Below are 11,091 nucleotides of genomic sequence, written 5' to 3' on the forward strand. Positions count from 1 at the left end.
ACCCCACCGCACGGCGCGCCGAACAAAAACCCCGCCGTTGTGCACACACCCACCGCGGCCGGGACGTCGCGGCAGGCACCCGGCGACCGGGTCAGGCCCTCTCGAGCGCCGCCTCGAGCAGGTCGCTGATGAGGTCGGGGTACGACAGGCCCGAGGCGATCCAGCACGTCGGGAACATCGAGATCGGCGTGAACCCGGGCATCGTGTTGACCTCGTTCACGTAGAACTCGGTCCCCGTGTAGAAGAAGTCCACGCGCGCGAGTCCCTGGCCGCCGATCGCCTCGAAAGCCTGCGCCGCGATCCGCTGCATCTCGGCGAGTTCGCCGTCGCGCAGGTCCGCCGGGCAGACCAGCTCCACGCCGGGGGCGTCGAGGTACTTGGCCTCGAAGTCGTAGAACTCCCGACCCGTGACGACGATCTCGCCGGCGACGCTGACGCGGACGGGCCCGCCGTCGCGGCCGGGTAGCACGCCGCACTCGACCTCGCGGCCGACGATGGCCTTCTCGACCAGCACCAGGCCATCCTCGGCGAAGGCGGTGTCGAGGGCGGCATCCAGGTCCTCCCAGCGCGACACCTTGGTGACACCGACGCTCGATCCCGCCTCGTTCGGCTTGACGAACACCGGCAGGTCGAGGGCGTGGATGCGCCGCTCCCACAGACCGCGGTCGCGCTCGAGGTCGGCGCGGGTGACGGCGACCCACGGCACCACGGGCACGTTGGCCGAGCGCAGCACGCGCTTGGTGACGTTCTTGTTCATGCCGATGGCCGACATGAGCACGCCGCCCCCGGCATACGGGATGCCGAGCAGCTCGAGCAGTCCCTGGACCGTGCCGTCCTCGCCGAAGCGGCCGTGCAGGATCGGCAGCACGACGTCGACCTCGCCGAGGGAGCGTTCGCCGGCGGCATCCGTCACCGTCCATTCGCGCGACAGCGTCGAGTCGGGCAGGCGCACGCGCGTTCCGTTGTCGATCACCTCGGGCAGGGCCTCGGGGCGCAGCGCGAACTTGTCGGGGTCGTCGTCCTCGAGGACGAAGGCGCCGTCGCGGGTGATGCCCACCGGGATCACCCGGTAGCGGTCACGATCGATCGCGCGCAGCACCCCGCCCGCCGTGGCGGAACTGATCGAGTGCTCGCTGGAGCGCCCGCCGAAGAGCACCACCACCACCGGTCTGGTCATTCTGCGTCCTCTCGCCCTGCGGCTGGTCGTCGTCTGTCGTCAGGTGCGGCGCGATGTCGCGCGGATCCATGGTGCCGTCGAGCACCATCTTCACCTGCTGCACGATGGGCATGTCGACGCCGACCTGCTTCGCGAGCTGCAGGACGGGGGCGACGGATGCCAGACCCTCGGCGGTCTGCTGCATCTGCGTCACCACGTCCTGGAAGCCGTACCCCTGTCCCAGCAGTCGGCCGGCGGTGTTGTTGCGGCTGAGCGGCGACTGGCACGTCGCGATCAGGTCGCCGAGGCCCGCCAGACCCTGCAGCGTCTCGGGCTGCGCGCCCTGCGCGACGGCGAAGTCCGTCATCTCGACCAGGCCGCGCGTGATGATCGAGGCCTTGGTGTTCTCGCCGTATCCCACGCCGTCCACGATGCCGATCGCGACCGCGATGAGGTTCTTCAGCACCCCGCCGAACTCGGTGCCGATGACGTCGGTGTTCACGAACGAACGGAAGTACTTGTTGCGCGCGCGCCGCGCCACCGCCTCAGCGGTCTCGGGGCTGAGCGAGCTGATCACGGCCGCCGTGGGCTGTTCGCGGGCGATCTCGAGGGCGAGGTTGGGTCCGGATGCCACGGCGATCCGCGCCGGATCGCACTCGAGCACCTGCTCGATGACCTGGCTCATGCGCAGGCCCGAGGACTTTTCCACGCCCTTCATCAACGACACCAGCGGCACGTCGGTGTCTTCGACGTAGGGGCGGATCGCGGCGAGGTTCTCGCGCAGCGACTGGCTCGGCACGGACAGGTAGATCTGCTCGGCGCCCCGCAGCGCCTCGGCGAGGTCGGTCGTCGCCGTCATCGACCGCGGCAGGTTGATCCCGGGCAGGTAACGGCTGTTGCGCTTGGACTCGGTGATCTCGGCGGCGAGCTCGGGGCGACGCGCCCACATGACGACGGTCGCCCCGCCGTCGGCGAGGATCTTGCCGAACGTCGTGCCCCAGCTGCCGGCGCCGACGACCGCGACCTTCGGACCCGCGACGGGCTGCACGTTCTTACGACTCAAGGCGACCCGTCTCGTTCTGCCCGTGCTGCGACGGGTTCCACCGTTCGGCCGGGGCCGGAAGACCACGGATGCCGGACAGCATCGCGGTGATGCGGTTCATCATCTCGTCGGTCGCCTTCGTCAGCGTCGCGGGCTGCGTCGGCGCGTCGGCGTAGGCCGACAGGTCCATGGCGGGGCCGATCTCGACGATCACGTGCGCGCGACGGGGGAACTTCAGCTTGCCGTAGCGCGGGAGGATCTGCTGGACGCCCCACTGCGCCATCGGGATGAGGGGCAGGTCGCCGGCGAGGGCGAGACGGACGGCGCCGGTCTTGCCCCGCATGGGCCACAGGTCGGGGTCGCGCGTGAGGGTGCCCTCGGCGTAGACGATGACGCCACGCCCGTCGCGGGCGATCTGCTCGGCCGCCTTCATGGACTGGTTCGCGCTCGTGGACGTGCGCGGCACCGGGACCATTCCCGTCGCCTTCAGCGCTGCCCCGAGCACCGGGACCTTGAACAGGCTCTCTTTGGCCATGAACCGCGGCGCGCGCCCCAGCCGCCACACGGCGACCGCGACGATCACCGGGTCGAACTCCGAGTTGTGGTTGGGGGCGAGCACGTACGCCCCCTCGCGGGGGAGGTTCTCGGCCCCGCGGATCTCGATGCGCGCAAACAGCCCCGTGATGGGCACGATGATCGCCGCGAGCGGCCAGAAGGCGCTCGGCCGGCTCTTCTCAGGCGAGGCGGCCACGAGCGTCAGCCGACGACGTCGAAGTCGGCGTGCACGGCCGTGAGCTTCTCGAGGAACTTCTCGTAGCCGCGGCGGATGATGCCGATGTTTCGGACCGTGGACTCGCCCTCGGCCGCGAGGGCCGCGATGACGTAGCTGTAGCCACCGCGCAGGTCGGGGACCTCGACGTCGGCGCCGTGCAGCGGCGTCGGGCCGTTGATCACGGCGGCCTGCTCGAGGTCGCGGCGCGGCACGCGGCGGTCGGCGCTGTCCAGACCCTTGGGGTGCACGACGATGTCGGCGCCCATCTTGTTCAGCGCGGCGGTGAAGCCCAGGCGGTTCTCGTAGACCGTCTCGTGCACGGTCGAGGTGCCGGGAGCCTGGGTGAGCGCCACGATGAGGGGCTGCTGCCAGTCGGTCATGAAGCCCGGGTGCACGTCGGTCTCGACCATGACGGGCTTGAGCGCGTCGCCACGACGGAACAGGATGCCGTCCTCGCGGACGTCGAACCAGCCGCCGGCCTTGCGGAAGACGTTCAGGAAGGTCAGCATGTCCTGCTGCCGCGCGCCCTTGGCGAAGATCTCGCCGTCGGTGGCCAGCGCCGCGCACGCCCAGGACGCGGCCTCGTTGCGGTCGAAGATCGCGCGGTGGTCGTAGCCGACGAGCTTGTCGACGCCCTCGATGAAGATGACGCGGTTGGGCTCGTACGAGATGATCGCGCCCATCTTCTGCAGGACCGCGATGAGATCCATGATCTCGGGCTCGATCGCGGCGTTGCGCAGCTCGGTGACGCCCTTGGCGCGCACGGCCGTGAGCAGCACCTGCTCGGTCGCGCCGACGCTCGGGTAGGGCAGCGTGATGTTCGCACCGTGCAGCCCGTTGGGCGCCGTGATGCGGATGCCCTCGTAGCTCTTGTCGACGACAGCGCCGAAGGCGCGCAGCGCGTCCATGTGGAAGTTGATCGGGCGGTCGCCGATGCGGCATCCACCGAGATCCGGGATCAGGGCCTCGCCGAGCAGGTGCAGCAGCGGTCCGCAGAACAGGATCGGGATGCGCGAGGCTCCGGCGTGCGCGTCGATCTCTTCGAAGTGCGCGGCGACGGCGCCCGAGGGGTCGAGGTGGAACGTGCCCTCTTCGTCGCCCTCGGTCACCGTGACGCCGTGCACCTCGAGGAGCGAGCGGACGACCTTGACGTCGCTGATCATCGGGACGTCGCGCAGCGTGCTGGTGGTCTCGCCCAGCAGGGCCGCCACCATCGCCTTGGTCACGAGGTTCTTCGCGCCCTTGACCTCGACGGTGCCCCGCAGGGGCCGCCCGCCGCGGATGGTCAGGGTCTCTGCCGCCTCCCAGTCCGGCTGTCCGGGAGTCTGGTCTCCGGAATCGGTGATGAGTGTGCTCATAGGGGGGTGGACCTCACTTCGTGGACGAGGGGCGGCAGAACGACCCGATCGGGTCGATCGGGCTCAGCGGACCGGAAGGGTCCTGGGCCGCCATGCCTCGCGGCGCGCCTCGAACTGCGTGATCTTGTCTTCGTCACGCAGCGTGAGCCCGATGTCGTCGAGCCCTTCGAGAAGCCGCCACCTAGTGTAATCGTCGATCTCGAACGACACCTGGAGGTCGCCCACCGTGGCGGTCTTCGCGGTAAGGTCGACGGTCATCTCGACGCCGGGCTGCGCGTCGAGCACGGCCCAGATCCGCTCGACGTCGTCCTCGGAGATCACGCCCGTGACCAGGCCCTGCTTGCCCGCGTTCCCGCGGAAGATGTCGGCGAACTTCGGGCTCAGCACCACCTGGAACCCGTAGTCGCGCAGCGCCCACACCGCGTGCTCGCGGCTGGATCCGGTACCGAAGTCGGGACCGGCGACGAGCACGGATGCCGAGCGGTAGGCGTCCTGATTGAGGATGAACTCGGGATCCTGGCGCCAGTTGGCGAACAGGGCGTCGTCGAAGCCGGTCTTGGTGACGCGCTTGAGGTACACGGCCGGGATGATCTGGTCGGTGTCGACGGCCGAGCGCTTCAGCGGCGCGGCGATCCCGGTGTGGGTGGTGAACTTCTGCATGTCAGGCCTCCGCCCCGGTCGAAACGGTCTCGCTGGGCACGGGGCCCAGGTCGGCGGGGCTCGAGAGCGTCCCGCGTACCGCGGTGGCGGCGGCCACCAGCGGCGACACGAGGTGGGTGCGACCGCCCTTGCCCTGGCGTCCCTCGAAGTTGCGGTTCGAGGTCGAGGCGCAGCGCTCCCCCGGTGCCAGCTGGTCGGGGTTCATGCCCAGGCACATCGAGCACCCGGCGAAGCGCCACTCGGCGCCGAAGGCCTCGAACACCTTGTCGAGTCCCTCGGCCTCGGCCTCGAGGCGCACGCGCGCCGAACCGGGGACGACCATCACGCGGACGTTCTCGGCCTTGGTGCGGCCCTGGATGACGGAGGCGAAGGCCCGCAGGTCCTCGATGCGGCTGTTGGTGCACGAGCCCATGAAGACGGCATCCACCGGGATGTCCTTCATCGGCGTACCGGCGGCGAGGTCCATGTACTCGAGCGCGCGCTCGGCGGCGGCGCGTTCGTTGGGGTCGGAGATGTCGGCGGGCGTGGGCACGACGTCGCTCAGCGAGACTCCCTGGCCGGGGTTGGTGCCCCACGTGACGAACGGTTCGAGCTCGGCGGCGTCGAGGAACACCTCGGCGTCGTAGACGGCTCCCTCGTCGCTGGGCAGGGTGCGCCAGTAGGCGACCGCGTCGTCCCAGTCCTGACCCTGCGGGGCGTGCGGCTTGTCCTTGACGTAGGCGAAGGTCGTCTCGTCGGGGGCGATCATGCCCGCGCGGGCGCCGGCCTCGATGGACATGTTGCACATCGTCATGCGCCCCTCCATCGAGAGGGAGCGGATCGCGCTGCCGCGGAACTCGAGCACGTAGCCCTGGCCGCCGTTCGCACCGATCTTGGCGATGATCGCGAGGATGATGTCCTTCGCGGTGACTCCGGGCGCGAGCTCGCCCTCGACCGTGATGGCCATGGTCTTGAAGGGCTTGAGCGGCAGGGTCTGCGTCGCGAGGACGTGCTCGACCTCGCTCGTACCGATACCGAAGGCCATCGCGCCGAAGGCGCCGTGGGTGGAGGTGTGGCTGTCGCCGCAGACCACCGTGATGCCGGGCATGGTCAGACCCAGCTGCGGACCGACGACGTGGACGATCCCCTGCTCCTTGTCGCCGAGCGAGTGGATGCGCACGCCGAACTCGTCGGCGTTGCGGCGCAGCGTCTCGATCTGCGTGCGACTGGTCAGATCGGCGATCGGCTTGTCGATGTTCAGCGTCGGGGTGTTGTGGTCCTCGGTCGCGATCGTCAGGTCGAGGCGGCGCACGGGACGCCCCTCGGCGCGCAGACCGTCGAAAGCCTGCGGGCTCGTGACCTCGTGCACGAGGTGCAGGTCGATGTAGATCAGGTCGGGCTGACCGTTCTCGCCCTTGACCACCAGGTGGTCGTCCCAGACCTTCTCGGCCAGGGTGCGAGGGCGATCCGGAATCCGGATGGCGTCGATCGATGGGGTGCTCATGTCTGGCGTTTCTCCTCGGAAGGGGGTGTGAGGCCCGCGACGAACTCCGCGACGAGAAAGGCCTAGAACAAGGTCTCGTCGCGGCCGCTAAGGAGGAGGCGAGCGATCCGCACCCGGTCACGATACCACCGGCCGCCGCGCCCCTCTTCGCGTAACACGGCGCCGCACACTTCGCCGCGGCGGGCGCGACCGTGCGAACCTGTCCCGACCCGAACACCCTCGGATGCCGCCCCCGCCGCGCGGTCGCGTCCGACGCCGCAGGAAGGAGCGCGCCCGTGACCACGAGCGATGACACCGGATTCTCGACCCGGCAGGTGCACGCCGGCTCCGCCACCGCCCCCGCGACGCCGCGAGCAACCCCCATCTACCTCACCGCCGGGTTCACCTTCAGCGACCTGGACGAATCGGCCGCGCACTTCGGCACGGGCGCCGGGTTCGGCTACAGCCGGACGGGAAACCCCACCGTGCACGCCGTCGAAGAGCGCCTCGCCTCTCTCGAGGGCGGTGACCAGGCGGTGCTGGTGTCGAGCGGACAGGCGGCCGTCACGGTCGCCCTGCTGGCCCTCGCGGGCGCGGGCGATCACGTCGTGGTGTCGGAGCACATCTACGAGGGCACGCGCGGCCTGCTGCTGGACAACCTGGCCCGACTCGGCATCGACACGACCTTCGTCGATGTCTCGGACCACGACGCCGTCCGCTCCGCCATCACGCCGCGGACCAAGGCCCTCTTCGCCGAGACGCTCTCGAACGCGCGCAACGACGTCCTCGACGTCGCGGCGATCGCGGCGATCGGCGCCGAGCGCGGCGGCATCCCGCTCGTCGTCGACAGCACGTTCACCACCCCCTACCTGCTGCGACCGCTCGAGCACGGCGCCGCGATCGTGGTGCACTCGGCGAGCAAGTTCCTGGCCGGGCAGGGAGCGGTGCTCGGCGGCGTCATCGTCGATGACGGACGCTTCGACGCCGCAGCATCCGGTCACCTCTTCCCCCACCTCGTCCAGACCGACCGCTTGGGCGGAGCCAGCTACGCCGAGAAGCACGGGCGACGCGCGCGGGGCGCTTACATCCGCGAGAGCGTCGCGCCGCGCTTCGGTCCGTCCCCGTCGCCCTTGAACGCGTTCCTGATCGGGCAGGGCATCGAGACCCTGAGCCTGCGCGTCGAACGGCAGTCGCAGAACGCCCTCGCCGTCGCCACGTGGCTCGAGCAGCGTCCCGAGGTCGAGCGGGTCGACTACGTCGGACTGCCCTCGCACCCCCACCATGCGCTCGGGGAACGCTACCTGCGACGCGGCAGCGGCTCGGTCTTCACGGTGACCCTGCGCGGAGGCCTCGAGGCCGCCCGCCACGTCGTGCAGTCGGTCCGGCTGATCACGCACATGACCCACCTCGGCGACGTCCGCTCCCTCGTCCTGCATCCGCATAGCACCTCGCACGCCGCCCGGTCGGTGGCCGAACGCGAGCACGCGGGCGTGTTCCCGGGCACCATCCGCCTGTCGATCGGCATCGAGGACATCGACGACATCCTCGCCGACCTCGACCAGGCGCTCGTGGGGGTTCCCGTCGCCGAGCGCGAGACGGTCGTGCTGTGAGCCGTCTGCAGCACTTCGGCTGGTTCCTCGCGCGCGGCTTCGGCCCGCACGGCTGGGGACACCCGTACCTGCGATGGAACCACCGCTGGACCGAACCGGGGCTGTATCAGGACTCCGCACGCACCCTCGAGCAGGCCGGTTTCGACCTGCTCATCATCGAGGACGCGCCCTCGCTGGGCAGCGCCGAGACGATCGACCTGCGCGTGCGCCACGCCTTCGGCGGGCCCAAGCACGACCCGCTGCTGCTCGCGCCGTATCTCTTCGCCGCCACGCGACACCTCGGCGTCGTGCCCACGGTGAACCCCGCGGCATACCTGCCGTACACCGCTGCCCGGCAGTTCGCGACCCTCCAGCACCTCAGCGGCCACCGACTGGGCCTCAACGTCGTCACCGACACCGGCAGCGCCCGCCACTTCTCGACCGCGGCGCAGCTCGGGCACGACGCGGCGTACGACCGTGCCGAGGAGTGGCTCGACGGCATCCGTCAGCTCTGGCGCAGCTGGGGCGAGGGGGCGCTCGTCGTCGACGAGGAATCGGGGGTCTACGCCGATGGGACGAAGCTGGATGCCACGCGCCACCGCGGCGAATACTTCGGCTTCGACGGGCCGCTGAACGCCGTGCCCTTCACCGACGGCGAGCCGGCGATCGTGTCGCCCGGGGGCTCCGGACGCGGTCTGTCGTTCGCCGGTCGCAACTCCGACGTGCAGCTGGCCCTCGCGCCCCTCGACGAACAGAGCATCCGCGCGTACCGCGGACGCATCCACGCCGCCGCCGAGGCCGCCGGGCGCGCGGCCGACGACATCAAGATCCTCTTCGCCATCCAGCCCGTGCTCGTGTCGTCGTCGGACGAGGCGGACCGTCTGGTCGCGGCATCCGCCGACCCCGATGACGACGCTCTGGTCGCCATCGCGCGCAAGCAGTCGAGCGACCTCGAGACCGATCTGACCGCGCTCGATCTGGACGCACCGCTGGACCGCGGCATCTTCGGCGAGCACGTGTCGGAGGGCAGCATCCGCCGCCTCGTCGGTAAGCACGACGACGACGCTCCGCTGCGCACCCTGCTGGCCGCGCACGCGCGTCTCGGTCGACTGAACGACGGCTCCGGATTCGTCGGCACCGCCGACGAGTTCGCCGACCGCATCGAGGAGCTCGGCGAGTGGGGCAACGACGGTGTGCTGCTGTGGGGCGACCTGCACCCGGTCACCGTGCACCGGGTGCTCGACGACCTCGTGCCGATCCTGCGCCGTCGCGGCATCCTGCGCGAGGAATACGTCGACGGGGGCCTGCAGGCCAACCTGCGCGCGTTCTGACGGCGGATGCCGCGCGTCAGTCGCGCTCGGGGGCCTCGACCGTCGAGGGGGTGCCCTTCTCGTCGGCGACCCGGGCGGCGGCATCCTGTCGTCCCTCGGCCGAGGGCTCGCGACGCGCCGCCACGAGGCTCGCGATCGTCGCGACCGCCATCGACACCAGGATCACCGCGAGCGACACCCACGTCGAGATCTCGGGCGCCCACTCGATGGGCTCGCCGCCGTTGATGAACGGCAGCTCGTTGACGTGCATCGCGTGCAGGATGAGCTTGACGCCGATGAAGGCGAGGATGAACGCGATGCCGAAGTGCAGGTACTTGAGGCGGTCGAGCAGGTCGCCGAGCAGGAAGTACAGCTGACGCAGACCCATCAGCGCGAACAGGTTGGCCGTGAAGACGATGAACGGGCTCTGCGTGATGCCGAAGATCGCGGGAATCGAGTCGATCGCGAACAGCAGGTCGGTTACGCCGATGGCCACGAAGACGATGATCATGGGCGTGAACAGCTTCTTGCCGTTCACGCGCGTGATGACCTTCTTGCCGTCGTAGGAGTCGCTCATCGGCAGCACGCGACGCAGCGTGCGCACGATGAGGTTCTCTTTCTGGGCGTCGTCGTCATCGTCGCCCGGGAACGCCTGGCGGATCGCGGTGTAGATGAGGAACAGACCGAACAGGTAGAAGATCGGGCTGAAGTTCTCGATGATCGTCGCCCCGACCAGGATGAACGCGCCGCGCAGGACGAGCGCGATGATGATGCCCACCATCAGCACCTCCTGCTGATAGCGGCGCGGCACCGCGAACTGCCCCATGATCAACACGAAGACGAACAGGTTGTCGATCGAGAGGCTGTACTCGGTCAGCCAGCCGGCGACGAACTGGCCCGCCACCTCTCCCCCGGCCACGATCCACAGCACCCCCGCGAAGATCAGCGCGAGCGTGACGTAGAACACCACCCACAGCGTCGACTCCTTGGGCGCGGGGATGTGCGGCCGCTTCAGGATGATCAGCAGATCGGCGATCAGGATGACGACGAGCACCACCAGCGTGATGGTCTGGAAGAGCGGGTCGAGCTGCAGCTCCATCGCGGGGCCTTTCGTCGGGGAAACGCTCGAGTTTATCCGTCCGCCCCCGCCGAACACGGGTTTGTGCGCGTAGTGCTCATTGCGCGGCTTTCGTGAGACGATCCGCCCCCGCCGGACACTTCTCAGTGAGAGAGTGCTCGCAGGGCTTCGCCCTTCACCGAACGGATGCCGATGACCGACGACGTGATCGACGACAGGGCGCTGGTCGCGCGCGCCGCCGGTGGGTCCGAGGCCGCGTTCCGCTCGCTGTACCGCGCCTACGTCCGCCCGGTGTACTGGGTGGCGTTCGGACTGGTGGGCGACGCGGCCGACGCCGAGGACGTCACGCAGGAGACCTTCGTCGTGGCCTGGCGCAAGATCGCGTCGCTGCGCCTCGAGGGGGAATCGCTGCTGCCGTGGCTCGCCACCGTGTGCCGCTTGCAGGCGCAAAACCGCCTGCGGGCGCGACGGCGGCACGGCTCGCACGCCGCCCTCGACGACGAGATCCCCGCGATCGTCGACGTCGAGGCGCAGGTCGTGCAGGCGCAGACGGTGGCGGCGATCCTCGCGGCGGTCGAGCGGCTGAGCGACCTGGACCGCGAGATCTTCCGGCTGTGCGCGGCGGAGGGATACGGCTACGAGGCCGCCGCCGCCTCGCTGGGTG

10 protein-coding genes are annotated in these 11,091 nt (G+C 69.8%); 3 read left to right on the forward strand and 7 right to left on the reverse strand.

Annotated features, from left to right (window positions below):
• Positions 1-91 precede the first annotated feature (91 nt).
• The 6 genes from DBR36_RS08775 to leuC all read right to left on the reverse strand — a co-directional run bounded on the left by DBR36_RS08775 (position 92) and on the right by leuC (position 6,471).
• Positions 92-1,177: a D-alanine--D-alanine ligase family protein gene (locus DBR36_RS08775; protein WP_108318614.1), complete on the reverse strand. Its 1,086-nt coding sequence runs from the start codon at positions 1,175-1,177 to the stop codon at positions 92-94.
• The gene (locus DBR36_RS08780) at positions 1,077-2,219 is read right to left on the reverse strand and encodes an NAD(P)H-dependent glycerol-3-phosphate dehydrogenase (RefSeq protein ID WP_108318616.1); all 1,143 of its coding nucleotides are present in this window, start codon (positions 2,217-2,219) and stop codon (positions 1,077-1,079) included. The genes DBR36_RS08775 and DBR36_RS08780 overlap by 101 nt, the downstream gene beginning before the upstream one ends.
• The gene (locus DBR36_RS08785) at positions 2,209-2,949 is read right to left on the reverse strand and encodes a 1-acyl-sn-glycerol-3-phosphate acyltransferase (RefSeq protein WP_108318618.1); all 741 of its coding nucleotides are present in this window, start codon (positions 2,947-2,949) and stop codon (positions 2,209-2,211) included. The genes DBR36_RS08780 and DBR36_RS08785 overlap by 11 nt, the downstream gene beginning before the upstream one ends.
• A 5-nt stretch (positions 2,950-2,954) precedes the next feature.
• On the reverse strand, positions 2,955-4,328 hold the full coding sequence (gene murA / locus DBR36_RS08790) for a UDP-N-acetylglucosamine 1-carboxyvinyltransferase (protein ID WP_108318620.1): 1,374 nt from the start codon (positions 4,326-4,328) through the stop codon (positions 2,955-2,957).
• 63 nt (positions 4,329-4,391) lie between these two features.
• Positions 4,392-4,988, reverse strand: coding sequence for a 3-isopropylmalate dehydratase small subunit (gene leuD / locus DBR36_RS08795; protein ID WP_108318622.1), 597 nt, complete (start codon positions 4,986-4,988; stop codon positions 4,392-4,394).
• A 1-nt stretch (position 4,989) separates the two neighbouring features.
• A complete protein-coding gene (gene leuC / locus DBR36_RS08800; RefSeq protein ID WP_108318624.1) occupies positions 4,990-6,471 on the reverse strand; it encodes a 3-isopropylmalate dehydratase large subunit in 1,482 nt (493 codons plus the stop codon).
• Positions 6,472-6,746: 275 nt separating this feature from the next.
• Here leuC and DBR36_RS08805 point away from each other — a divergent pair, with 275 nt between their 5' ends.
• On the forward strand, positions 6,747-8,060 hold the full coding sequence (locus DBR36_RS08805; RefSeq protein WP_108318626.1) for an O-acetylhomoserine aminocarboxypropyltransferase/cysteine synthase family protein: 1,314 nt from the start codon (positions 6,747-6,749) through the stop codon (positions 8,058-8,060).
• Positions 8,057-9,370, forward strand: a complete 1,314-nt coding sequence (locus tag DBR36_RS08810) for an LLM class flavin-dependent oxidoreductase (protein WP_108318628.1) — start codon at positions 8,057-8,059, stop codon at positions 9,368-9,370. Before DBR36_RS08805 ends, DBR36_RS08810 begins: the two co-directional genes overlap by 4 nt.
• Before the next feature lie 16 nt (positions 9,371-9,386).
• Here DBR36_RS08810 and DBR36_RS08815 read toward each other — a convergent pair whose 3' ends face one another.
• Positions 9,387-10,448, reverse strand: coding sequence for a TerC family protein (locus tag DBR36_RS08815; RefSeq protein ID WP_108318630.1), 1,062 nt, complete (start codon positions 10,446-10,448; stop codon positions 9,387-9,389).
• A 171-nt stretch (positions 10,449-10,619) separates the two neighbouring features.
• Here DBR36_RS08815 and DBR36_RS08820 point away from each other — a divergent pair.
• The coding region (locus tag DBR36_RS08820) for an RNA polymerase sigma factor (protein ID WP_108318632.1) at positions 10,620-11,091 on the forward strand (472 nt) is incomplete at its 3' end.

Source organism: Microbacterium sp. HMWF026, from assembly GCF_003061325.1.
GTDB lineage: Bacteria > Actinomycetota > Actinomycetes > Actinomycetales > Microbacteriaceae > Microbacterium > Microbacterium testaceum_E.